The organism is Frankia sp. ACN1ag (assembly GCF_001414035.1).
Classification (GTDB): Bacteria; Actinomycetota; Actinomycetes; order Frankiales; family Frankiaceae; genus Frankia; species Frankia torreyi.
On record NZ_LJPA01000026.1, the window covers coordinates 57,307 to 80,164 of the forward strand.

Below are 22,858 nucleotides of genomic sequence, written 5' to 3' on the forward strand. Positions count from 1 at the left end.
TGCCCCCGTGCCGGCCCGACCGAGGTCTACCGCCGTTCAGTTACCGAACTACCACACAGTGTTCACGTGTACTGTACTACCCTTTTCGATCTTGGAGTTGGGCTGCGGGAACTGGGCTGTCACCCGGTCGGTCGGGTTGCCGAGCACGGCGAACCGGTCGATCTTCAGCCCACGCTGGCGCAGGACGTTCTCGGCGTCGCGGTAGGTCTTGCCGATCACTTTGGGGACGGTGACCTGAACGCCGCTGCTGTCACCGCCGCTGCTGTCACCGCCGCCGGTGGAGTCGGTTCCGTCGTCGGGCAAGGCGGCGACCGTCAGCGTCACGGTGCTCTTCGGCGCGATCGGCTGGCCGACGCCGGGGTCGGCGCCGATGACGTTGCCGGGGGTCGTGTCCTCGGTCACGGCCAGATCGCGCTGGACCGTCACGCCCGCGACGCCGAGGGCGTCGATCTCCGCCTTGGCCGCGTCGTAGGGCTTGCCGATGATGTCGGCCGGCATCTGCCTGGTGTCCGGCCCGCTCGACATGATCAGGGTGACGCCGTCGCTGGGCTTGAGCACCGTGTTGACGGCCGGGTTGGTGCCGATCACATGGCCGGCCGGGACGGTGTCGCTGGCCTGGTTGACCAGCCCGCCCACGGTGAGGTTGACCTCCTTGAGCCGGGCCGTGGCCTGGTCCTGCGTGAGGTTCGCGAGGTCCGGCACACCGACGGTCGCCGGCCCGGAACTCAGCCGCAGAGTGATCACCGCGCCCTTGTCGACCTTCGCACCGTCCTTGGGGTCCTGCTGGGCGACATGGCCGGCGGCCACGGTGGGGTTGGCGACCGGATCGAGGTAGGTCGGCCTGAGCCCGTGGTCCCGCAGCATCGCCTCGGCATCCGACTTGCTGAGGCTGGTCAGCAGCGGGACCTCGATCTTGTCGCTGGACAGCAGGCGCAGTGCGAGAAAGCCGAGCAGCAGGACCAGGACAGCCGCGCCGCCCACGGCGAACGGCGCGTACCGGCGCGCGCCTGAGCCGGGGCTGGCGGCACGGCGGCGCCCGTGCCCGGCGCCGAGGTAGCTGGTGGAGGTCGGGGTCGGTGGGGCGGCGGAACGGTAGAGCGCCCCGGTGCCGGGCTGGCTCGCCACGCCGCCCGCGTACGGCCGCCCGCCGGCGGCGTCGTGCTCCGCGATGCCCGCTCTCGGCTGTCTCGACTCCGCACCGGTGAACGGAACGGCGCCGTGCGGATCGTCGTAGTCGGCGTCGTAGTCGGTGGGCTGGAAGGGGCGGGTGTAGTCGGGCCCCGGGTCCTCGGGGGGCGGCCCCATCAGGCCGATCCGCTCGACCTCGCCGGTGAAGCCGGTCTGGTAGGCGTCCGGCGCGGGCAGGTACGGCCCGATGCGGTGCAGCTCGTCGAGCAGCGCCGCGCCGTCGGCGGGCCGGCGGGCCGGGTCGCGTGCCGTCGCCCGCAGCACGAGGCCGTCGAGCTCCGCCGGCACGCCCTCGACGACGGTGGACGGCGCCGGCACGTCGCCGTGGACGGACTGGTAGGCCATCGACATCGGGGTCGCGCCGCTGTGGGGAAGATGGCCGGTCAGCGACTCGAACAGCACGACCCCGGCGGCGTAGACGTCGCTACGGGTGTCGGCGGTGCCGAGGGTGACCTGCTCGGGCGCGAGGTACCCGACGGTGCCCATCACCACCCCGTCGGTGAGCGCCTGGGTGGGCTGGCCGAGCGGGCGGGCCAGGCCGAAGTCGGCGACCTTCACCTGGCCGTCGTCGCCGAGCAGGATGTTCTCGGGCTTGATGTCGCGGTGGATGATGCCCGCGTCGTGCGCGGCGGCGAGCGCCTCCATCACGGGCTCGATGATCTCGACGGCCTCGGCGACCGGCAGCCGCCCCCGGGCGCCCAGGTGCTGGCGCAACGACCGGCCGCGTACCAGCTCCATGACCAGGTAGTTGATCAGACCCGCCGGGGTGTGGTCGGAGCCCTGGTCGAGCACCGAGACGACCCGGGGGGTGTTCAGGCGCGCCACCGCCTTGGCCTCGCGGTGGAAACGGCCGACGAACTCCGGGTCGTGGTTGAGGTTGGGATGCATGACCTTGAGGGCGACGAGCCGGTCCAGCCGGTTGTCGTGTGCGACGTACACCGTCGCCATGCCGCCGACGGCGAGTCGTTCCTGCGCCGTATAGCGGCCGTCGAGAAGCCGACCTATGACGGGGTCGGCCACGGTGGCATCCACGGGAGACAGTTTACGATCGTCGCCGAACCATGCCGCTACCGGAGCCACGTGGAGTTAGCTCCGGATTCGACTGAGGGGCGGCGGCGAACGCAACGCCATGCCCGCGGACATGGCGTTGCCTATCGCCTTACCGGCCGATGCTCTTCGGTTGAATACCTGACCCTGCCGGTATGCGGCGATCGCGCTGCGCGGATCCGCCGCGGCGCACGGATACCGCCGCCCATCCGCCCCGGCCGGCGATGGGCGTGCCCCGGCACGTTCGAGTCGTCGCCGTCCGTGAGGATGAGATTCGCGGGACGTCGCCCGTCGGGGTGCCGCCCCCGATCCGCGGGCCCCCGGTCCGGCCGCCGCACGTGGGCGGCGTGCATCGATCCGGCTCGGTGGCGGTTGCGGGCCGGCTAGACTGGGGTCGCACCGGGGAGCCCGTGGACATGGGCTGAGAGGCCGGCCAGGAACACCGTCGGCGACCCGCATACCCGATCGCGGTCATGCGCGCGTGGGGAGGATGGTCATCATGTCGCAGGCTCCGTCAGGTCGCGCCGTTCCCGCGTCGGAGTGGTCCCGGCCGCCCGGCCCGGCGCTGTCCGGCGCCGTCGAGCCGGTCGAGAGTGATGAGCTCGTGATCGCCGGGCGGTCCTACGGCAGCCGCCTGCTGGTCGGGACGGGCAAGTTCGCGGCTCACGAGGTGATGCGCGACAGCCTGCTCGCCTCCGGCGCCGAGATCGTGACGGTCGCGCTGCGCCGGGTCGATCTCGACCGCGCCGGCGAGGGCGACGTGCTCGACTTCGTCCCGCCGGGGATGACGCTGCTGCCCAACACCTCCGGTGCGGCGGATGCGGCGGAGGCGTTGCGGCTGGCCCGCCTGGGCCGCGCCGCCACCGGCACCGGCCTGGTCAAGCTGGAGGTCACCCCGGACCCGCGGACGCTGGCCCCGGATCCGATCGAGACCCTGCGCGCCGCCGAGCTCATGGTCGCCGACGGCTTCACCGTCCTGCCGTACTGCTCGGCGGACCCGGTCCTGGCCCGCCGCCTGGAGGAGGCCGGCTGCGCCACGGTCATGCCGCTGGGTAGCTGGATCGGCTCGAACCGCGGGCTGCGCACCCGGGACGCGATCGAGGCGATCGTGGCGGGTGCGGGCGTGCCGGTGATCGTCGACGCCGGCCTCGGTGTGCCCTCCGACGCGGCGGAGGCCATGGAGATCGGCGCGGCAGCGGTGCTGGTCAACACGGCCATCGCGGTGGCGGCCGACCCGGTGCGGATGGCCCGGGCCTTCGCGCTGGCGACCGTCGCCGGGCGGCTGGGCCACCTGGCCGGGCAGGCGGGGACCGGGACGGCCACCGCGGCCTCCGCGTCCTCGCCGCTCACCGGCTTCCTCGGCGCTCTCGGCACCCCCGCGAACGGCAACGGCAGGGTGGCCGGGTGAGCGCGCCGCCGGGAGAGTTCGCCCGCGAGCTCGTCGCGCTGGACCTGTCCGGCCTGTCCGACCGGTCGCGGCGCGCGACGACGGCGGAGGTCGACGAGGTGCTGCGCCGGGTCCTGCCCGCCCCGGGCGGCCGGGGCGAGCCGGCGCCGGGGCGGGTCGGCCTCGACGAGCTGGCCGTCCTGCTCTCGCCGGCCGCGACGGGTCGGCTGGAGGAGCTCGCCCTCGCCGCCCGGACGACCACGCTGCGCCGCTTCGGCCGGGCCGTGCGACTGTTCGCCCCGCTGTACGTCTCGAACGCCTGCCTGTCGTCCTGCACCTACTGCGGCTTCGCCAAGGGTCTGCCGGTCGCGCGGCGCACGCTCAGCGTCGACGAGGTGGCGGCAGAGGGTCGGCTGCTGGCCGAGCGGGGCTTCCGCCACGTGCTGCTGGTCGCCGGGGAACACCGCATCGAGGTGTCCGCCGACTACCTCGTCGCCGTGGTGGAGCGGCTGCGGCCGATGTTCCCGTCGCTGTCGATCGAGACGCAGACCTGGTCGGACGACACCTACGCCCGGCTGGTGCGGGCCGGGCTGGAGGGCGTCGTCCACTACCAGGAGACCTACGACCGGGCCCGTTACGCCGAGGTGCACGTCGCGGGCTGGAAACGCGACTACGACCGCCGGCTGTCGTCGTTCGAGCGGGCCGCGGGCGCCGGGGCACGCCGGCTCGGGATCGGCGCGCTGCTCGGCCTCGCCCCGGACTGGCGGGCCGACGTGCTCGCTCTGGCCGCCCACGCCTCGTTCCTGTCGCGGCGGTACTGGCGGACCGAGGTGTCGGTCGCGCTGCCGCGGATCAAGCCCAGTGCCAGCGAGTTTCCGCCGGTTGTCGTCGTCTCCGACGCCGAGTTCGTGCAGGCGTACGCGGCCCTGCGGCTGTTCGAGCCCGACCTCGCGCTGACGCTGTCCACCCGGGAGCCGGCGGCGATGCGCGACGGCCTGGTCCGCATCGCCGTGACGACGATGAGCGCGGGTTCCTCCACCGAGCCCGGCGGCTACGGTTCGCCGGGTACCGCTCAGGAGCAGTTCTCGATCTCGGATGAGCGCCCGCCGGCCGAGGTCGCCGCGATGCTCGTCACGGCCGGCTACGAGCCGGTGTGGAAGGATGCCTTCCCTCTCGTCGACCCGCGGTGATGGCGGAACTCGACGCCGTCGGCGCAGAGCACTCCGCCCAAGGTCGTTCGGAACCCGGCCCGGCGGAGCCGGCCCGGACGATGCCGACACTAACGCGCTGTTCTGCGTGCGGACGGTGTCGACGCAATTCCCCTATGCGCGGTTTGAGGGTAGATGTGGCGCACTGTTCGTAATGTAGAGAGGGCATGCTCCGTCCTTCACGACCCGAATGACCGCGCGCGTCGGTAAGACCACTAGAGTGCCGGGCGTGCCTCGCATTCACCTGGTGTCGAACCTGCCCGGGGTGAACGCGCTCGGCGACCATCTGCGCGCAGCGGGTCTCGGCCCGACCTCGGCACGGTCGGCGGACGCGCTTCTCGTCCTCATCGATCGTCCCCTCGACCACGTCGAGCAGGAGCTGCTCGATCGCGCCCGGCAGTCCGTTCCGGTGCTGCTCGCCGGCCCGACTGTGCGCGCCCTGCCCGCCGACAGCCCGCTGGTGGAGGCCTCCGGCCTCATTCCCGGCCGGGCGACGCCCCCCTACGAGCTGCGGTTGCAGGCCGGGCCGCAGGGCGGCGCGATCATGGCCCGATCGGGTGACTTCCGTCCCCGGGAGAGCTGGGTCATCCCGGAGAAGGTCGCCGATGACGTCGAGCGGCTGGTGCTGATCCGCCACGAGATGGGCGACTATCCCGTCTGCACCTGGCGGCCGGCGACGGGGCTCGGCATGTTCACCCTGGGCACGGGTGCCGCCGTGCTCGGCGACGCGGCCTATCACCGGCTCGTCGGGCGGTGGCTGCGGCACTGCCTCGGCGTGCACGACGCGCCGCCGGTCGGCGTCGGCCTGCTCGGCACCCCCGACACCACCGCGGCCCACCACGCGGGCCTCGACGCGACCGAGGGGCTGGAGCTGACCGCCCTGTGCGACGGCGGCCCGGGTCGCGCTCCCGCGCACGCCGCAGGTCGCCTGCCCCGTCGGGTCGAGGACCCCGACGACCTGGTGAACGACCCCGAGCTCGGCGTGGTCGTCGTCGCCACCCCGACGCACACCCACCTCGAATGGGCCGGACGGGCGCTGGAGGCCGGCAAGCACGTGGTCGTGCAGGCGCCGCTGTGCCTGGCGACGTCCGATGCCGACCAGCTCGCCGAGCTCGCGGCCGAGCGTTCCCTGCTGCTCGCCGTCTACCCGGAGGGTCGGGCCGACCCCGGCTATCGCGCGCTGCGCGCGGCCGTCGGTCGTGGCGCGATCGGCGAGCCGCTGCGGCTGGAAGTGCACCGCGGCGGGCTGCGTCGACCCGTCGGGACCTGGCGCGATGACGAGCGGATCAGCGGCGGCCAGCTCTACGATCGCGGCGCCGCCGGCGTCGACCAGGTGCTCGCGCTCGTCGACGAGCCGGTCGAGTGGGTCAGCGCCGCGGAGCTCAAGCGGGTCTGGTACCACGTCAGCAACGCCGACCACAGCCGGCTGCTGCTGCGCTTCGCGAGCGGCGCGGAGGCACAGATCACCGTCTCCGACCTGACGGTGGCGGCCCGTCCGAGCCTCGAGGTGCTCGGCAGCGTGGGCACGCTGATCCTCGACGACGCCCCCGCCGCCGCGAACCTCGAGCCGCCTGACGGTGGGCCCGCGGTCACGGGCCGGCACGCCGGCCGCCGGGCCGCGCAGGACGACGACGCGGCCGGGGCGGCCTCGTTGCTGCTGGCCACCTACGACGGCGTCCGGACCCGCTATCCGCTGCCGGCGCCCGGGTCGGCCCGGGTCGGCACGGAGGTGTTCTACCGCGACCTCGCCGACAGCCTGGTCTCCGGTTGGCCTCTTGCGGGCTACGGGGTCGAGGCGGCCCGCCCGGTGGTTGCGGTGCTCGAGGCGGCGGTGCGTTCGGTGGCCACCGGCGGCGCGCAGGTCGTGCCGCTGTGATCAGGTCGCCGTGACCGTGCGCCGGCCCTGAACGTCTCCGGGACTGACGAGGTCACGGGTGGTGCGGACCCCGCCGGCACCCCACGACGCCGTTCCGGACTTAGGTGTTTACTGTTGACCATGGATTGGCTGACCCTGCCTGACGCCGCGACGCAGTTGCAGGTTCCCGTGACCCGAGTCCGGCAGATGGTGCGCGACCGAACGTTGCTGGCCCGGCGGGAGGGCGGCGTCCTACGGGTGCCGGCGGAGTTCATCGGCGACGGCGCGGTGGTCAAGGGCCTGCCCGGCCTGCTCACGCTCCTCGCCGATGCGGGGTTCACCGACGACGAGGCCCTCGACTGGCTTTTTCGGGAGGACCCGAGCCTGCCCGGCACCCCGATGCGGGCGCTCGTCGAGAACCGTGGCAAGGAGGTCAAGCGGCGAGCCCAGGCCCTCGCCTTCTGACCAGGCAGCGTGGTCGTGGGTCCTGCGTGGTCGTGGGTCCTGCGCGGTGCTGGGCTTCCGGGCTGTCGGGGGCTGCCGACTCCCGTAGGGTCGGGTCATGGTCGATCGCCCGCCGCCCGCCTCGGCGCCGGCGCCCACCCCGCCGACGGGACCTGCCCGGGCACAGGTCGTCGTCAACGGCGCCGCCCGCGTGGTCGCGGACGGCCAGCCGCTGCCCGACCTGCTCGCCGAGCTCGGCCTGCGGCCCGGTTCGGTGGTCGTCGAACGCAACGGGGTGGCGCTCACCCCGTCGGAGTTGTCCGGCATCCGGCTCGCGGATGGTGACACCTTGGAGATCGTGCGTGCCGTCGCCGGAGGATGAGTTGACCACAACGGGACCGACGCCGCCCGCCGACGCGGGGGACAGGCCGGCGGCAGCGGACAGGCCGGCGGCAGCGGACGGGTCGGTGCGGGCGGACCGGCTGCGGCGGCTCGCCGACGCCCGGCTGTATCTCTGCACGCCGCGGCGGGCCGAGTTCGGCCCGTTCCTCGACGCCGTGATCGGCCCCGCCGGCCGTGGTGGCGTCGACCTGGTGCAGCTTCGCGAGAAGAGCCTCGAATGGGCCGACGAGGTGCGCGGCCTGCGCGAGATCCAGGCGGCTGGCGCCGGCCGGGAGACCCTCGTCAGCGCCAACGACCGCGCCGATCTCGCCGCGTTCACCGGAGTCGACATCCTGCACGTCGGCCAGGACGACGTACCGCCTGCCTTCGCTCGCCGGCTGGTCGGTCCGGACGTCCTGATCGGCCAGTCGACGCACAGTCCCGAGCAGTTCCTGGCGGCTCTGGCCGATCCAGACGTCGACTACGTGTGCGTCGGTCCGGTGCACGCGACGCCGACCAAGCAGGGACGGCCACCGGTCGGGCTGGGGCTGCCCCGGCTCGCCGCCCGCCATGCCCCGCCGTTCGAACCGGGCGCGAAGCCCTGGTTCGTCACCGGCGGGGTCGGTCCGGACACCCTCGACGACATCCTCGCCACGGGGGCCCGCCGGGTGGTGGTGGTGCGAGCGTTGACCGCCGCCGAGGATCCCGCCGCCGCAGCCGCCGCGCTCGCCCGGCGGCTGCGTACCGCTTCCAGCGGCAGCGCGTGCGGCACCTGAGCTACCTCGCCGTCCTGGCCGGCTGCCTGCTCGGCACGGCGCCGCTCGAACTGTTCCTGGGTACCAGGGTCTACGCCCGTCCGCGTCGCCTGCTGCTGACGCTGCTGCCCGTCGTCGCGATCTTCGTCGGCTGGGACGTGTACGCCATCGCCGCCGGTCAGTGGAGCTTCGATCCGCGCGGCGTCACCGGCGTGCGGCTCCCCGGCCACCTGCCGCTGGACGAGCTGCTGTTCTTTCTCGTGGTTCCCGTCTGCGCGGTGATGACGCTGGAGGCCGTCCGCTCGGTGCGCGGCTGGCCGGCCGGTGACGAGCCGGACGACGATCCCGCCGGCGAGTCCGCCGACCTCGCCGACGCCGACGCAGACTCCGCCGCCGACGCAGACTCCGCCGCCGACCTCGACGCCGACCTCGATGCCGACGCTGACTCCGCCGCCAGCCTCGACGCCGGCCCCGGCTCCGGCGACCTCGAGGTGGCCAAGGCCCCGGGCGCGGCGGGCGGGCCAGGGGGCCCGGGGGGATGAGTTACACGGCGCTGGCGGTCCTCGGAGTCGCCGTGGCGGTCGCCGCGGACCTGTGGCTCCTGCGCACCCGGCTGCTGACCCGGCGGATCTTCTGGGTCTCGTATGGGATCATCGTCGTCTTCCAGTTGCTCGCCAACGGAATCCTGACCGGGTTCGGCATCGTCGTCTACGAGCCGGGCGCGATCGCGGGGCTGCGGATCGCGTACGCCCCGGTCGAGGATCTGCTGTTCGGCTTCGCACTCGTCACCCACACACTTACCTGGTGGGTCTGGTGGGGTCGTCGGCTGGACCGGTCACCCCGACGCCGCCCCGCCCCCGCCGAGCGCCACAAATAGCCACGTTGCGTTACATTTGCGAAACTGAATGAAATCTCTCCGCACTCCGTGACGGAAACGAGCGAATTGGCTCCCTGGAGGTCATCCATCGGCCTAACCTCGACCGTGATGACGCACGATGTTGCGGGGGGCCCAGGTTCCGCGGGGCGGCACCGTTCTCCCTGGGGTAAGCCGGGCAGGATTCTGCCCATCCGGTGGGGGCGCATCATCGCCGTAGTGGTTGCATTGGCGCTGGTGGTTGTGAGTCTGGTGCTGATCCGTGGTCGATTGGCCGGGGATGGCCGCGCCGCCGGGCCCGTCCACCGCTCCGGCGTCCCGACCGCCCCGTTCGCGCCGAGCGCGCAGAGACCCTCGGACGTGCTGACCGCGACCACGGCGACTCACCGACCGAGCTCGACTGCGGCCGCATCCTCGACCCCCGCGGTCGGCAGCGCCGCCGCGACCACGACCGCGCCGGCTCCGGCGATCGTCTCGCCGTCCGGCGCGCCCACCGGAGTCCGTTCGCGCGCCGCGGGGCGCAGCGGCGCCGCGGTCGTCCCGATCGCACCGCGGCCCACCGGTTCGGTCCTCGCCGTGAGCGCGACGACCGTCGATCTCGGCCCGGTCGACTCGGTCTGGCGGCTCGACCTGCGCGGCGAGGGCACGGCACCGGTCGACGTCGCGGTCGGGGCGAGCCCCTCCTGGCTCGCCGTCGTCCCCGACCGTCCCCGCGTCAACCCGGGGGCGGACGTCCCCCTTGTGATCACGCTCGACCGGTCGGTGGCCCCGCCGGGGCCGGTCGACGTCACCGTGCCGGTCAACGCCCGCAACGGCGTGGGCGGTGCCGACGTGCGCATCACGGCCAGCGTCGACGGACCGCCGCGCATCCAATCGGTGACGGCCGCACCGGATCGGATCGTGCGGGCGGGCTGCCCGCCGGCGGCGGGCGTGGCGCGGTCGACGGTGACGGTGACGGCGCTCGACGAGACCGGCATCTTCGCCGTGGAACTGGCCGCAGTCCTGCCCGGCGGGCGGACGACGACCGAGTCGCTGAGCCTCGGCCAGGCCACGGGAGACCGCTCGACGTGGACCGGCACGCTGGCGTCGACGCAGGACCCCGGCACGATCAACTACACGGCCACCGTCACGGATCTGGAAGGTCGGCGCTCGCAGTCGTCGGGTTCGCTCGTCGTGCTGCCGTGCCCGTCCTGAGCCGGCGCCGCGGGGTGTCCCGCGCCGGTCAGCGGCCCGAAAGTGCGGCCCGAAAGTATGGTGCCGCCCGGCTCGGGGGGTGCCGGGCGGCGAATCCATCATCGCAGGAACGCCCCGGCTCGCCAAGACCTTGGCCGGTGTCCTCCACTGGCCCCTCGCTAACGTAGGCGAGTAAGGCCAGGTCAGGAGGGGCGTCGATCGGGCCGTTCCCCGGCCAGGTGGTGGCCATGGCCGCCGCCGGTGGTCGGACCCGTGGGTGTGTCGTCGAGCCCGGGTGTGTCGTCGGGGCCGGCTGCGGGTGTGGGCGGCCGGGGGCGCGCGAACAGCCGGGTCGCGGTGATGACGCCTGTGACGGCCGCCCCTGCGGAGACCGGGTCGGGCGGGGTCAGCCCGGGTCGTAGATGCTCCTCCACTCGCAGGTACTTGCGGCCGGCCCGCAGGTCCGCATCGTTGCGCAGCCGGACGATCAGCGGAAAGGCCGACAGGGCAGCGGTGTCGAACAGCCCCGTCGTGTAGACGAGCTGGACGCCCAGCCGGTCGGCGACGGCGAGCTGGAGGTCGAGGAGGTAGCCGGCGCTCGCCCGGCCGATCGGATTGTCGAGGAACAGCACGCCGGCATGCGGGGCCCGGAGCTGGCCGCGGTCGTTGGCCCGCAGGGCCGCCATCGTGCAGTACAGGATGATGGCGGCGGTGAGCTGCTGACCGCCGGAGAAGACATCACCCAGCTCGCTGACTCGCACCCGCTCGGTACGCAGGACTGCGTCCGGTTTGAGGATCTCGACCCGCACGCCACGGGGAAGCGCGGCGCGGACCCCGCGCAGCAGCAGCCCCATCCCGTCGCGGAGCACGGCGGCCGCGGCACGGGTGCCGCGTGCGTCGCCGGTCCCGACGCCGACGGCCACGCCCGGTCGGGGTCGGGTGGCCACCGCGGCGGCGGCCGTCTCGTCGACCACCCGGCCGAGGGCCTCCGTCAGCGCCCGGTCATCCGGCTCGGCGAACGTGATGCGCAGGAAGTCCTGACCCGACCAGTCGCCGAGCTGGTCGGGGAGGCGGGACAGGCGGCCGGCGGCACGCAGCGTGCCGAGCGCGGCGCGGACCATCCCCTCCAGGCGGGCGACGATCGCCTCGCGGTTGCGGCCGATGTGCGCGAGGTCGTCGTCGAGGCTGCGCAGCCGCGGCGCGAGGGCCTGCGCCCAGGCCGCCGCCCCGTCGGCCACGGCCTCGCGTCCTGCCCGCCGCATCTGACGGCGGGCGGGGCTGCGCACGGCGTCGAACCGGTCCTGCGCCGCCCAGGCGGTGACCACGTCGGCCGCCGTCCGCACGGCGCCGGCGGCCTGGCCGTAGCCGGCGGCCGCCTCCCGCCACGCGAGGCGCAGCCGATGGGAGCTCTCCCGAGCCTGGCGCGCGTCGCCCGTGAACGGGACGGCTACCGCGACCCCGTCGGCCGGCGCGGGATCGTCCATCGCCGGCCCGGCGAGCGCGGACGCGCCCCGTTCGCGCTCGCCGGCGCCGCCTGTTCCGGCGCTCGCCGGGCCCATGGTCGGCTGGGTCGCAGCGGGCAGGTCCGCGAGGCTCTCGGCGATGGCGGTGAAGGCGTCCAGTTCCTCGGTGTGCCGGGTGGAGCGCTCGACGAGGTCGTCGCGGACAGCGCGGGCCCGGGCGTGACCGTCCTCGGCGTGCTCGACCGCCGCGGTCGCGGCGCGCAGCAACTCCCCGGCGTGACCGAGATCCGTCGGGACCTGTTCCCCGGTGAGCGGCGCCACCCCGCGTCGCTGTACCTCCGCCGTGGCGGTGCGCAGTTCCTCGCGCAACGCGCCAAGCCGCTCGCGGGCGCCGTCGAGTTCGGCCCCGACCGCCGCGGCCGACCGGCGAGCCCGCGCCTCACCGGCCGCCCGGGTCGCGCTGTCTCCGCCGCTGACGCCCGCGAGAAGCTCGCGGGCCCGTACGCGCACGGCCGGCTCGAAGGCCTCGAGTGCCGCTCGGGCGGCGGCCTCCTCCCGGCGGGCCCGATCGACCTCGCCGCGCAGGTCTGCGCCGACCTCCACCTGCGCGTAGGTGCGGCTTGCGGCCTCGTAGGCCGCGCGCAGCACCGCCACGGGCGGTCTCGGCTCGTCGCCCGCGCTCGCCGTCGCCGCGGCATCGCCCGCACCGACGACGCTGCCGCTCTCCGCGCGGGCGGCCGCGGCGTTGCGGCGCGCCTCGTCCGCGCGCCGGACGGCCTCGGCGGCCGCCCGCCGCTGCGTCGCGGCGTGTTCCCGAGCTGCCCGGGCCTCGGCCAGCCGGTCCTCGGCGACCGCGGCGACCTGCTCGATCTCCCGCTCGGTCGCGGCCAGGTCGCCGACGGACCGAGCGAGCTGGTCCAGCGCGGTCGCCCGCGCGGCAGCCTCGGCGGCGGCCAGCCGCAGCGGTTCGACGTCGGCGAGCGCGCGCCGTGCCGCCTGCTCGGCTGCGGCCGCCTCCCGGCCGGCAGCGGCGAGCTCCGCCTCGGCGGCCGTCAGCGTCTCCCGGGCGGCCGTGAGCTGTGTCCCAAGCCGGTCGAGGTGTCCGGGGGGGTGGGTCCGCCGCCAGCCGGCGAGGGCTGCGGCGAGGTCACGGTCCGTCGCGATCCGGTCGGACAGCGCCGCGGCGAGCGTGGCGCGCTCGTCCTGGCGTGCACGGATGGTCTCCCGCTCGGTGGCGGCGGCCGCGGTGTCGTAGAGCGCCGGGTTCGGCCGGACCATCGTGATCCGTTCGCCGTCGATGACCGGGTCGGCGTCGTCGAGCAGGTCATCGACCCCACCCACGGCAACCACACTGTCGGGGAGCAGGGCGGCGGCGTCGAGTACCTCGCGGATCCGCGCGTGACCCGCCCGATCTGTGATGATCACCCCGTCGGCGAGGTGGGGCCGCGCCCGCAGGACCCGTTCGCGCCGTGCGGCCGGCACCGCATGCGCGAGATGGGACCAGCCGGCGACCGCGGCGATCCCGGCGGCCTGCAGGACGTCGACCGCCGCGGCGACCTCCTCGCGGGGTGGGCGCAGGCCGCCCCCGCCCAGCGCGCCGAGCAGGCGCCGGTCGGCGTCGGCGGCCACCGACAGAGCGAGCCGGCGCGCCTCCGCCGCGGCGACCGCCTCCGCCAGCCGTTCCCCGGCGGCCTCGGCGACCGCGTCGAGGATCCGGTGCGCGCCCGCGGCGGCCTCGTCGTCGCTGACGGTGGGGCTCGGGTCGGTGCCCCGGGACTCCCCGTCGGCGGCGCTGGCCTCCTGGTCGGCGGCGGCCGGCTCGTCCTCGTCCTCGCCCGCGACCTCGTCCGGTCCGCCCAGTCCGCTGGCCGGGCCCGCGTCGCCGAGCAGCTCCGCGAGTCGGCCGTCGGCGAGCAGCGCCGCCGCGCCGGCCCGTGCCTGGTCGAGCTGGCCGGTGAGCCGATCCAGGGCCGCGCCGGCCGAGACGACGCGGTGCTGGGCGGCGCGGGTCGCGGCGTCCGCCGGGCCGCGGTCCTGGGCGTGGGTGGCGTGGCGCAGCGCGTCACGCACGGCGGCGGCGGCCTGCTGAGCCTCGGCGCCGGCCCGCTGCGCCTGACGGGCGAGATCGGTGCCGCCGGGGGCGATCAGCCCGGCCCCGGCGGCGGCGGCCAGAGCGTCGAGCGCCGCCGCCCGTCGCTGGTGCAGGGCCTGTTCCCGGGCGCGCGCCTGCGCGGCCTCGTCGCTGGCGCGGCGGTCCGCGCGGTCCGCCGCGCCAGCGCGCCGGTCGTGCTCGCCGGCCTCGGCCTCCGCCTGCCGGGCCGCCTCGCCGGACGCCTCGGCCAGCCGGTTCAGGCCGAGCAGCAGGGCCCGCGCGGCGCCATCACGGTCGGCCAGCGCGGGCGCGGCGACGTCCTCCGCATCGGCGACGAGGCGGGTCAGCCGTTCCGCCTCGGCCGACGCCGCCGCAAGCCGTAACACGTCCTCGGTCGCCCGCCAGGCGTCGATCTCGGCGGCTGCGGCGCGGGCGTCGGTGACGAGCCGGTCCCGCTCCCGCTCGGCGTCGGCGAGGCGCAGCTCGGCGATCCGTCGGCGCAACGCGAGAACGGCGCCGTGCCGGCGCGACCGGGCCTCGTCGGCGTCGCGTTCCGCGTCGCGGGCGGCCTGCACCTGGGCGGCGAGCCCGGCCAGGGCGGCGGCGTCGCGGCGCACCCTGGCCCGCACGCCGTCGTGCAGGTCCGCGATGCGGGCCTGGGTGGCCGCGTAGCCCGCACCGGCGCTGGCACGCCGTTCGACCGCGTCGGCCAGCGGGGCGAGTCGCGCCAGCGCTCCCGCGACGAAGTCGCGCTCGGCGCCGAGCGCGGCCCGTTCGGCGAGCTTGGTCGCGTAACCGTCGACGACGTCGGCGATGCCCGCGGGGTCCTCGGGCGGGGTGACGGCGCGCAGCAGAAAGTCGACGAACTGCTCGTCGGAGCCGAACGAGAACGCCTCGGCCGCCTCGCCCTCGCCGGCGTTCATCGCCCGCTGGTAACGGAACAGCTCGGGATCGAGGCCGAGGGTATCCAGGTGTTCCCGCCAGGCGCCCTGGTGCGTCTCCCAGGTCAGGTCGAGCGCCGGGTCGGCCCCGTGGGCGTCGTGGAGCCGGCCCCGCAACCCGGCGAGGGTGACCTGGCGGCCTTCGGCGGTCAGCGGCAGAGAGGTGATCTCCAGGCTGCCGCCGGGGCGGAAGGAGTACCAGGCCTCGGTGAGTCGAGCGGCGTCGGCCGCGCCGCGGCCGCGCCACTCGCTCACCTTGCCGGTCACCACCCGGTGCCCGGTCACCGCGTGCTGCCACTCGCAGATGACGTGAGCGCAGTCGCCGGGCAGGACGAAGTTGTCCAGCACCCGCCCGTTGGAGGTGCCGACGACCTGCCGCCGACCGGGCAGCACCACCGAGAAGATCAGCTTGATCAGGACGCTCTTGCCGCCGCCGTTCTCCAGGAACAGCACCGAGGCGGGGGAGGGGCGCCGTGGCCGACCCGGCGCGACCGCCGTCCCCGCAGCCGCCGTCCCCGCGACCGCGGTCTCCGCAGCCGCCGTCCCTGGGTCGATCGCCGTGCCTGGGCCGACCGGGGCCACCGGCGACGGCGCGCTGGAAAGCGCGGGAACTGCGGGGAGGGCGGCGTCGCGGCGCTGGCGGGGCGTGACGGGGAACAGCCCGTCCTGGCGCGGCCCGGCGACCGGCGCGCCCACTCCCGAGAAGTCCAGCAGCACGTCACCGAAGCGGGCGCCCGGCGGCCCGATCGAGTGCAGCCGCACCCGCGACAACTCATACATCCGCGGCCTCTCCGGCCGGCGTCGTCTCCAGCAGGGCCGGCTCGTCGACGAGGACCCGCACGCTGCCGGCGCCGTCGGTGACCGTGACCACGCCGAGGGCCAGCAACTCCTCGAAGGCCGCATCCGCGGCCAGCTCGCGGACCTGGACCTGATAGCGGGGCGTGGTCCGGTACGTGCCGCCGGCCTCGTCGCCGACCGGAACCAGGCAGCCCGACTCGACGAGGAAGTTCATCGCCCGGGCGATGATTCCCGTCGTCGACCCGGCGAGGCGGCGCGCGTCGCGGGTGGTGCCGGTCGAGGTGCGCCGGGAGTAGAGGCGCCAGGCGGCCTCCAGCCGTGGCGCGTCGACCGGCGGATCGGTGTTCAGGTCGTCGGCGGTGCGTTCGGCCAGCAGCCGGCAGGTCTCCCGGACGAACGCGTCGACGCCGTGCACGCTGACCCGCCCGACGTAGGAGGCGTCGGCGAGGTCGGCCGGCCGCGGATAGGCGAGCGCGGCGACGGCGAGCTGGGCGAGGGCGTGCAGCAGCCGGTCGGCCGCGCGGTGCTCGCCGCCGGCGCGGCGGGCATAGTCGCCGATCCGAACGGCGAAGGCCGAGTCGTCGGCGCCGGCCGGGACCAGACCTGCCCGCTCGGAGACGTCGAGCACGACCAGCCCGAGGCCGGCGGCGATCGCCTGGGTCAACGCGGCGAACTCCGCCTCCCGCAGGTAACGCCGGACCAGGTCGCGGTAGTCGGGGTCGCGAGCCGGCACCAGCCGGGGCCGCAGGCCGAACGACACCAGCCGGGACGCCTCGTGGGCGTCGGCGCGCCGCCGCTCGGCCCCCTGCACCCCGTCGACCGGCCCGCCGTCGACCGGCCCGCCGTCGATCGGGTCGCCGTCGATCGGGTCGCCCTGTGGGTCCGGGACGCCCGTGTCAGGTTCCCGGCTCATCGTGACCTCCTTCCCGCCGGCGCGGCCGCGCCGCCCGCAGCCTGCAGTTCTGTCAGGACTGAAGTGATACCAGCCGGGTCCGACGATTCCGCTTCGCCCTGCGGCCCCCGGGCGACCGCATCATCCGCGACGGCTGCGGCAGTGCCGGCCGTCCCCGCGATCGCCGCCGCGCTGGCCGCCGCCGCGCTGGCCGCCGCCGCGCTGGCCGTCTCCGTGCTGGGAGCCGCGACGATCCGGGCCCGGCCGACGAGCAGGTCGGCCCCGCCGAACTCCGGATCGTGCAGCGGCGTGCCGTCGTCGACGGCGACCGTGAGGGTCGTCTCGCCCGCCTGCCGGGACGCGTCGACGCGGGGGTTGACCGCGTGCAGGGCCAGCAGCGCGACGAGGTCGACGACGTCCCGGTCGCCCCCGCGGCGGGCGTCGGCGAGCAGGGCGGACAGCCGGCGCGGCGCCGCTGGGTCGAGCTCGAGCAGCCCGAGCGCGTGGGCCCAGGTCTCGTCGTCGAACCGCGCCGGCTCGGCCAACGGCACCAGCTCGGCCTCGACCACCTCCGCGCCGAGCGTGTCGCGTTCCACCGGCGGGCGAAGCAGCAGATCGACCAGATCGAGGACCCGAGGGGCCCGGGGCGTGCGCACGCCCACCGCACCGGGGAAGAACGCCGCCGCCGGGCGCTGTGCGTCTCCGGCGGCCAATGCCAGCGTCGGCACCAGCAACTGGGCGTGCAGGTCGACGCCACCGCGCGCCGGGGTGACGGCGAACTGCTGGCGGTCCTGCTCGGCGCGGAACACGGCGCCCGCCTCCAACAGCCGGGCCTGGAGCTGGGTGTGCCGACGGATGCAGTCTCCGACGATGGCGACCAGGTCGGCAGCCTGGCGTTTGTGGTCGGCGTCGTCGGCGGAGTCGCGGTAGCGGCGGATGTGGGTGAGGATCGCGTTCTCGTACCGGTAACGCTGCTCGACGTGCTGCAGGGCCTCGTCGACGAGGGCGGGCATCGCGTGCAGCCAGTCGACGGCCAGGACGTTGCGCCGCGTCGCGTCGAGGTGTCGGCGGAGCTGCTCGGCGTACTGCACGGTGCGGTACCGGGCGGCCTCCGCCGCGCTGCGGGCGTCGGCGAGCCGGCCGCGGCGGATGAGCGTGTCCAGGGCGACCTCGGCGGCGACCTGCGCCGAGGTGATGTCGGTGTCCAATGCCCCGACCAGCACGGTCACCGCCTCGTCGGTGGCCCGCAGGTAGATCTCCCCGTGTGGATCGGCGAACTCGACGAGCAGCTTGAAGTCGAAGCGGCGCCGTTCGTAACGGCCGTCGGCGTGCAGGGTGCCGTAACCCGCCTCGAAGCCCCGGTTGACGTTGCCGACGTTGATGAGGTTGTGCAGCACCCAGGACGCCACCCGGTCGTGCTCGGCGGCCGGGCGGGCGGGCGCCTGGGCGGCGGCGAGCGGGACCAGGCGGCGGCGCACCTGGTCGTGGTCCGCGCCGCGGTCGAAATCCATCGCCACGGTGACCTGGTCGATCGCGTGCAGGCCGAGCTCGGCCATCGCGTAGACGGAGAAGTCCGCGCCGTCCAGGTGCGCCTTGCGCACGTCGAGGTCGTGCAACGGCTGCGTCAGCGCCAGCGCCTTGAGCCGGCGGATCATCCCGACGTCGCCGACGAGCCCGACCGCGGTGGGCAGCCGGTCTGGACCGGTTGTCGACGCGGGCTCGATCATCCGTCCGAGCCTAGTGGTTGGCGGGGACCGGGCCGCCCACGACCCGGCTGCGGTGCCCGGGCGGTGCACGACGGTAGGAGCGGGGTGGAGCGTTGCGGCGGGCGACCGCCGACGGGATTCCGGCGCGGTGCAAATTCAGTGCACTCTTTTGGCCGTTGGGGTGTCGGGGGCGCATGGTCGGCCGGGTACGGAAGATCCAGGGTGATCTCGCTCACGAAGCGCACCCCCGGCGGAGTGTGGGCCCGGCCGGCCGGCGTCAGGGGGAAGCGACGTGCCGGTAGTGCAGGCCTTTCATGGGTTGTCAGTGCCCTGGCGGGCGGGGGTCGAGGGCCCGCTGACCCTGGTCGCAGCGGCGTGACCCACGCGACCCAGGAGGGCTGTCGAGCGACCGTCAACAGGCCGGTGGGGTATTCTCAACTCGGTTCCATCGCGTGGCTGAGGCGTCACCACGATGAACGTTCGGCGCGGACGGGATCGACCGGGGGTGCGTACACCCGACGAGGGGTGGCGCTGGCTCGCCGGGCACCAGGCGGTGCCCGTTCTCCCTTTCTCCCACCCGCGGCGCGGCGGGTGGGGCGGGCGGGGCATCGGCGGCGGTGCCGTACGGCCGTCCCGGGGCGTGGGGTGACCGACGAGACGACGCGCCGCCAGGCGCCGAGGAAACGGGTGGACGACGCCGTGGACGCTGCTCTGGACGAGCTTGGGTTGCCGCGCCAGGCCGCTGCGCAGGCGCGGCCCGCCTGGGAGGAGCCGTCGACGGTCGCGGATGGCATGGCGACCCAGCGAGAGATGGCGGCCCAGCGAGATGCGGCCGCCCAGCTCGGCGCGGCCCTGCGCGCGTTGACCGACGCCTCCGTGCGCACGCTGGCGCCGACCGCGACCCTGCTCGACGTCGCCGCCCGGATCACTCAGTGTCTGCCCGCGTTGACCGCCGAGCAGCGCGACGTCGGTGAACCCGCGCCACTGGACGACCCGGTCGCGAAGCTGTGGCTGTACAACCCGGTCATCGGGCAGGCCAACCCGATCGCGCCCTGGCTCGAGACCACGCTGGTGGACGGGGTCCTCACCGGCCGTGCCACCCTCGGCCTGCCCTACCAGGGGCCGCGCGGTTACCTGCACGGCGGGGTGAGCGCCATGATGCTCGACCAGGTCCTGGGCGACGTCGTCAGCGCGAGTGGCCGATCCGGCCTGACCGTCTCCCTGTCGGCCCGCTACCGCCGGCCGGTTCCGCTGCTGGCGCCGCTGCTCGTCGTCGGGCGGGTCGTCGAGGTCGCCGACCGGAAGATCACCGCGGCCGGCACCATCGCGCTGGAGTCCGAGCCCGACCAGCCCCTGGTCGAGGGCGTCGGCATCTTCGTCGTTCCCCGCCCGGACCAGGCCGCCCGACTGTTCGGCGCGTTCGGCGCCCCGGCTCCCGACACCCCAGGTACGCCCGGCACAGTCCCCTCAGCCGCCGTCCCCCCCAACCAGCCGTCGACCGCCTGACCCTGTGGAGGAACGACGACCATGACCACGCCCGACGCATGACCACGCCCGACGTCGGACGGCTTCCCTCCGCACCCGCGCAGCGCGACGCCGGCACGCGGCCCGTGCGTTGGCGCCGTCCCCTGCCGCCGGTGGAACAGGTCCGGCCGGGACTGTGGAGCATCCCGCTCCCGCTGCCCTGGGCGAAGCCGGCCCACGTGACCGTCTACGTCTTCGAGACCGCGGACGGCCCCTACCTGATCGACGCCGGCTGGGACTCCGACGAGGCCTTCGCGGCCCTGGAGGCAGGGTTGGACACGGTCGGGACCTCGGCCGCCGAGGTTCAGGGCGTCGTCGTCACCCATGCCCATCTCGATCACTTCGGGATGGCGGGCCGGATCCGTGAGGCGTCCGGCGCCTGGGTGTCGCTGCACCCGTTGGACAACGCGATCCTGAGCCAGTTCGAGAACGGTTTCGCCACGCGGATCCCGGGGCTGATGGCCCGCGCCGGCGCCCCGGCCGAGGTGACCGAACACCTGGTCAAGGGCACCCAGGCGGCCGTGCGCCGGATTCCGCGCCCGGACGTCCTGATCGAGGACGGCGGGCGACCGGACATCCCCGGGTGGGAGCTGCGCGCGCTGTGGACCCCCGGCCATTCGCCGGGACACCTGTGCTTCTGGGAGCCGGCCAACCGGCTGCTGCTGTCCGGTGACCACGTGCTGCCGTCGACCGTGGTCGGCACCCCCGAACCCGACGAGTCCCATCCCGACCCGCTCGGTGACCACCTGCGCGCGCTCGCCCGGCTGCGTGGGCTGGACGCCGCAGAGGTACTGCCGGCGCACGAGCACCGGTTCACCGGCCTGGAACACCGCCTCGCCGAGATCGACGCGATGCACCGAGGCCGGCTTGCCGAGGTGCTCGCGGGCCTGCGCGCCGGTGCGAGCACCGTCTGGGAAATCGCCGACCACGTGACCTGGCACCGCCCGTTCCGCAACCTGCGCGGCGTGGCGCTCCAGAACGCTGTCACCGACACCTTCGGGTGCCTGGCCGCCCTGGTGGCGACCGGCGCCGCCCGCGTCGACGACGGCGCCCCCGCGCGCTGGCGGCTCGCCGACGCGTAGCCGGGCGCGGGTGTCCGCGGACGTGGCAGGGCACCGCCTTCCGGACTTTGGCGTAGGCGGGGATTTCGGGCCGCATCGGTTCGGGCCGCACCCATCGGTACTAGGGTGTGGGACATGACGTCCGTGTCGCTGTCCAAGGGCGGGAATGTCTCGCTCAGCAAGGTCGCCCCCAACCTCACGGCAGTGACCATCGGGCTGGGCTGGAAGGTGCGGCAGACCAGCGGCGCGGACTACGACCTTGACGCCAGCGCGATCGTCGTCAACGAGGCCGGCCGGGTGCTCTCCGACAGCTACTTCGTCTTCTTCAACAACCTGGTCAGCCCCGACGGCGGGGTCACGCACCTCGGCGACAACCTGGTCGGCGGCGGTGGCGGCGACGACGAGCAGATCAACGTCGACCTGCGAACGTTGACCCCGCAGGCGGCGAAGGTCGTCTTCGCGGTGTCGATCTACGACGCGGACACCCGCCGGCAGACCTTCGGCCAGATCCGCGACGCCTTCATCCGGGTCACCGACGCCACGACCGGTGCGGAGGTGGCCCGGTACGACCTCACCGAGGATGCCTCCACCGAGACCGCGATGATCTTCGGTGAGCTCTACCGTTACGGCGGCGAGTGGAAGTTCCGCGCCGTCGGCCAGGGCTACGCCTCCGGGCTGCGCGGGATCGCCCTGGACTTCGGCGTCAACGTCTCCTGACTCTCCCTGCCGGGAGGCACTCACGGCCAACGCGGCCCCGATCACTCCTGGCCGCCTCTTCGCAGGACCAGGGGGCCGAGAAGGGCGATCAGTTCCTCGGGGTCGAAATGATGCCGATACCGATGGCAGGCACCGTCGTTCGCGTCCTTGGCCAGGTCGTCCCACCGCAGCGTCCAGCCGGCGCCGGCCGCGAGTTGGCGTAAGAACGCCCGCTGGGTGCGGCCGTTGCCCTCCCGGAAGGGATGGATCGCGTTCATGTCGCCGTAGAACTCGGCGAGCCGGGAGACGAAGGTCTCCCGGTCGAGGTGGAGCAGATACTGATTCCTGGCGAGGCCGGTGAACAGTGCATCGAGCTGGCTGTCGATGTTGGGTGCCAGGCAGAAGGGGTGGCCGTCCTTCGCGATGTTCACGCTTCTGGTGGTGCCGGCCCAGTCGTACACGTCAGCGAAAAGCTGCCGGTGGAACCTCCGAAGGTGCGCGGCATCGTAGGCGCCCGGCAGGAGTGAGATGCCAAGCTGCGTGTAGCGGGCCGCCGAGAGCTGTTGCTCCACTTCGGCGAGTTCGTCCCGGTCGATGATCATAAGCCGGTTCCTCAGGCATTCGGAACCTGGCCAGCAGTACGGGTCACCAGCGGCAGCGATCGCGCCTCCAACGCCCCCGGGCCGACCATGCCGAGGCACAGCGGGTCTTGATGCCAGAGGTATTTCAAGGACGGTAGCGGCTATCGCCCTCCGCTATCGCCCTCAGTGATGATACCGGGCGAGAATTTCCCTGACGATGTCGTCTGCCGAACTCTCGCCGGTGGCAATCCTGCCGAGCTGCTTCGCCGTCGAGGCCGACAGTTCGTAGCCCTCGAGCCGCGCGTTACCGACCGCTGCGGACACCGCCTCAGCCGGGGACATCCTCAGGCGGGAGAAATACTCCTTCATGACCGTGGGATCGATCGGCTCGTTCGAGCGCTCGCTGTCGTCGAGCCCCGCTCGCGCATGTCGCCAGGGAGCTTCCGCGTGCGTCATCCGAGAGAGCTCCTCGCCCGTGAGCTGCCCATAGGTCTCGAGGACCCAGTTGACGAGGTGGCGGGAGCGATCGTCGAGGCGACGCGGGTCGCCACGGACCCAGGTCCTCACGCCGTAGGCCCCCCGGTGGGCGCTGTAAAGCTGGGGCACGACGGGACCGAAGGTCCAGGCCTCGATCTCGTCGGGGAAGAGGACCGTCCCGTAGGTCGCCAGGTGCCAGGCCTGCGAGTAGTAGGCCAGCTTCTGCAGGCNCATGGTGTCGACGTCTCCGAGGGTCGTGACGATCAGCGACGCGACATCATGGACGTTTTCCGCCATGGCCTGACATCGCCTCCC

At 74.2% G+C, this 22,858-nt stretch carries 19 protein-coding genes and 1 riboswitch; of the genes, 12 read left to right on the forward strand and 7 right to left on the reverse strand.

Annotated features, from left to right (window positions below; all coding sequences use genetic code 11):
* Nucleotides 1–48: 48 nt before the first annotated feature.
* Nucleotides 49–2,208 carry a Stk1 family PASTA domain-containing Ser/Thr kinase gene (locus UK82_RS21720; RefSeq protein ID WP_055409027.1) on the reverse strand — a complete coding sequence of 720 codons (2,160 nt, stop codon included), beginning with the start codon at nt 2,206–2,208 and terminating at the stop codon, nt 49–51.
* Nucleotides 2,209–2,625: 417 nt separating this feature from the next.
* A riboswitch (TPP riboswitch) is annotated at nt 2,626–2,740 on the forward strand.
* On the opposite strand from UK82_RS21720, the gene UK82_RS21725 reads away from it, so the two are divergent.
* From UK82_RS21725 to UK82_RS21760, 8 genes are all read left to right on the forward strand, one after another.
* A complete protein-coding gene (locus UK82_RS21725; RefSeq protein WP_082122158.1) occupies nt 2,735–3,643 on the forward strand; it encodes a thiazole synthase in 909 nt (302 codons plus the stop codon). It overlaps the preceding riboswitch by 6 nt.
* Nucleotides 3,640–4,812, forward strand: a complete 1,173-nt coding sequence (gene thiH, locus UK82_RS21730) for a 2-iminoacetate synthase ThiH (RefSeq protein ID WP_044887239.1) — start codon at nt 3,640–3,642, stop codon at nt 4,810–4,812. Before UK82_RS21725 ends, thiH begins: the two co-directional genes overlap by 4 nt.
* 208 nt (nt 4,813–5,020) lie before the next feature.
* Entirely contained in the window at nt 5,021–6,706 is a 1,686-nt protein-coding gene (locus tag UK82_RS21735; RefSeq protein WP_083507296.1) for a Gfo/Idh/MocA family protein, read from the forward strand.
* 120 nt (nt 6,707–6,826) lie between these two features.
* Nucleotides 6,827–7,150: an Rv2175c family DNA-binding protein gene (locus tag UK82_RS21740; RefSeq protein WP_044887238.1), complete on the forward strand. Its 324-nt coding sequence runs from the start codon at nt 6,827–6,829 to the stop codon at nt 7,148–7,150.
* 97 nt (nt 7,151–7,247) lie between these two features.
* Entirely contained in the window at nt 7,248–7,511 is a 264-nt protein-coding gene (thiS, locus tag UK82_RS21745) for a sulfur carrier protein ThiS (RefSeq protein WP_055408995.1), read from the forward strand.
* Nucleotide 7,512: 1 nt separating this feature from the next.
* Nucleotides 7,513–8,286, forward strand: a complete 774-nt coding sequence (locus tag UK82_RS21750) for a thiamine phosphate synthase (RefSeq protein WP_396230609.1) — start codon at nt 7,513–7,515, stop codon at nt 8,284–8,286.
* Nucleotides 8,274–8,807, forward strand: a complete 534-nt coding sequence (locus UK82_RS39320) for a lycopene cyclase domain-containing protein (protein ID WP_236706260.1) — start codon at nt 8,274–8,276, stop codon at nt 8,805–8,807. The genes UK82_RS21750 and UK82_RS39320 overlap by 13 nt, the downstream gene beginning before the upstream one ends.
* Nucleotides 8,804–9,142: a lycopene cyclase domain-containing protein gene (locus tag UK82_RS21760; protein WP_044887235.1), complete on the forward strand. Its 339-nt coding sequence runs from the start codon at nt 8,804–8,806 to the stop codon at nt 9,140–9,142. Before UK82_RS39320 ends, UK82_RS21760 begins: the two co-directional genes overlap by 4 nt.
* A 380-nt stretch (nt 9,143–9,522) precedes the next feature.
* Here the strand turns inward: UK82_RS21760 and UK82_RS39325 are convergent, their stop codons facing one another.
* Nucleotides 9,523–9,699 (reverse strand): hypothetical protein, encoded by a 177-nt coding sequence (locus UK82_RS39325; RefSeq protein ID WP_236706261.1) that lies wholly within the window; start codon nt 9,697–9,699, stop codon nt 9,523–9,525.
* Nucleotides 9,700–9,715: 16 nt separating this feature from the next.
* Here UK82_RS39325 and UK82_RS39330 point away from each other — a divergent pair, with 16 nt between their 5' ends.
* Nucleotides 9,716–10,333 (forward strand): hypothetical protein, encoded by a 618-nt coding sequence (locus UK82_RS39330; protein ID WP_236706262.1) that lies wholly within the window; start codon nt 9,716–9,718, stop codon nt 10,331–10,333.
* 182 nt (nt 10,334–10,515) lie between these two features.
* On the opposite strand, the gene UK82_RS21770 is transcribed toward UK82_RS39330, so the two are convergent.
* The 3 genes from UK82_RS21770 to UK82_RS21780 are packed head-to-tail and all read right to left on the reverse strand — an operon-like array spanning nt 10,516 to nt 18,225.
* Nucleotides 10,516–15,588, reverse strand: a complete 5,073-nt coding sequence (locus UK82_RS21770) for a hypothetical protein (RefSeq protein ID WP_055408999.1) — start codon at nt 15,586–15,588, stop codon at nt 10,516–10,518.
* Nucleotides 15,581–16,519 carry a hypothetical protein gene (locus tag UK82_RS21775; protein ID WP_055409001.1) on the reverse strand — a complete coding sequence of 313 codons (939 nt, stop codon included), beginning with the start codon at nt 16,517–16,519 and terminating at the stop codon, nt 15,581–15,583. The genes UK82_RS21770 and UK82_RS21775 overlap by 8 nt, the downstream gene beginning before the upstream one ends.
* Entirely contained in the window at nt 16,516–18,225 is a 1,710-nt protein-coding gene (locus UK82_RS21780) for a hypothetical protein (protein ID WP_055409003.1), read from the reverse strand. The genes UK82_RS21775 and UK82_RS21780 overlap by 4 nt, the downstream gene beginning before the upstream one ends.
* 666 nt (nt 18,226–18,891) lie before the next feature.
* Here UK82_RS21780 and UK82_RS21785 point away from each other — a divergent pair.
* The 3 genes from UK82_RS21785 (at nt 18,892) to UK82_RS21795 (ending at nt 21,506) form a co-directional block, all read left to right on the forward strand.
* Nucleotides 18,892–19,710 carry a PaaI family thioesterase gene (locus tag UK82_RS21785; RefSeq protein ID WP_236706263.1) on the forward strand — a complete coding sequence of 273 codons (819 nt, stop codon included), beginning with the start codon at nt 18,892–18,894 and terminating at the stop codon, nt 19,708–19,710.
* 38 nt (nt 19,711–19,748) lie between these two features.
* Nucleotides 19,749–20,810, forward strand: a complete 1,062-nt coding sequence (locus UK82_RS21790) for an MBL fold metallo-hydrolase (RefSeq protein ID WP_052681561.1) — start codon at nt 19,749–19,751, stop codon at nt 20,808–20,810.
* A 114-nt stretch (nt 20,811–20,924) separates the two neighbouring features.
* Entirely contained in the window at nt 20,925–21,506 is a 582-nt protein-coding gene (locus UK82_RS21795) for a TerD family protein (RefSeq protein ID WP_044888355.1), read from the forward strand.
* A 41-nt stretch (nt 21,507–21,547) separates the two neighbouring features.
* Here UK82_RS21795 and UK82_RS21800 read toward each other — a convergent pair whose 3' ends face one another.
* Both UK82_RS21800 and UK82_RS21805 read right to left on the reverse strand, forming a co-directional pair.
* Nucleotides 21,548–22,087 (reverse strand): Fic family protein, encoded by a 540-nt coding sequence (locus UK82_RS21800; protein WP_044888350.1) that lies wholly within the window; start codon nt 22,085–22,087, stop codon nt 21,548–21,550.
* A gap of 162 nt (nt 22,088–22,249) precedes the next feature.
* Nucleotides 22,250–22,771, reverse strand: a complete 522-nt coding sequence (locus tag UK82_RS21805; RefSeq protein WP_313949823.1) for a type II toxin-antitoxin system antitoxin SocA domain-containing protein — start codon at nt 22,769–22,771, stop codon at nt 22,250–22,252.
* Nucleotides 22,772–22,858: the final 87 nt, after the last annotated feature.

Excerpts from the sequence above, each read along its gene's own strand:
- UK82_RS21770 (WP_055408999.1), bottom strand. The coding sequence starts at position 15,588 with ATGTATGAGTTGTCGCGGGTGCGGCTGCACTCGATCGGGCCGCCGGGC.
- UK82_RS21775 (WP_055409001.1), bottom strand. The coding sequence starts at position 16,519 with ATGAGCCGGGAACCTGACACGGGCGTCCCGGACCCACAGGGCGACCCG.
- UK82_RS21725 (WP_082122158.1), top strand. The coding sequence starts at position 2,735 with ATGTCGCAGGCTCCGTCAGGTCGCGCCGTTCCCGCGTCGGAGTGGTCC.
- thiS (WP_055408995.1), top strand. The coding sequence starts at position 7,248 with ATGGTCGATCGCCCGCCGCCCGCCTCGGCGCCGGCGCCCACCCCGCCG.
- UK82_RS21740 (WP_044887238.1), top strand. The coding sequence starts at position 6,827 with ATGGATTGGCTGACCCTGCCTGACGCCGCGACGCAGTTGCAGGTTCCC.
- UK82_RS21760 (WP_044887235.1), top strand. The coding sequence starts at position 8,804 with ATGAGTTACACGGCGCTGGCGGTCCTCGGAGTCGCCGTGGCGGTCGCC.
- UK82_RS21735 (WP_083507296.1), top strand. The coding sequence starts at position 5,021 with ATGACCGCGCGCGTCGGTAAGACCACTAGAGTGCCGGGCGTGCCTCGC.
- UK82_RS21780 (WP_055409003.1), bottom strand. The coding sequence starts at position 18,225 with ATGATCGAGCCCGCGTCGACAACCGGTCCAGACCGGCTGCCCACCGCG.
- UK82_RS21795 (WP_044888355.1), top strand. The coding sequence starts at position 20,925 with ATGACGTCCGTGTCGCTGTCCAAGGGCGGGAATGTCTCGCTCAGCAAG.
- UK82_RS21800 (WP_044888350.1), bottom strand. The coding sequence starts at position 22,087 with ATGATCATCGACCGGGACGAACTCGCCGAAGTGGAGCAACAGCTCTCG.
- UK82_RS21790 (WP_052681561.1), top strand. The coding sequence starts at position 19,749 with ATGACCACGCCCGACGTCGGACGGCTTCCCTCCGCACCCGCGCAGCGC.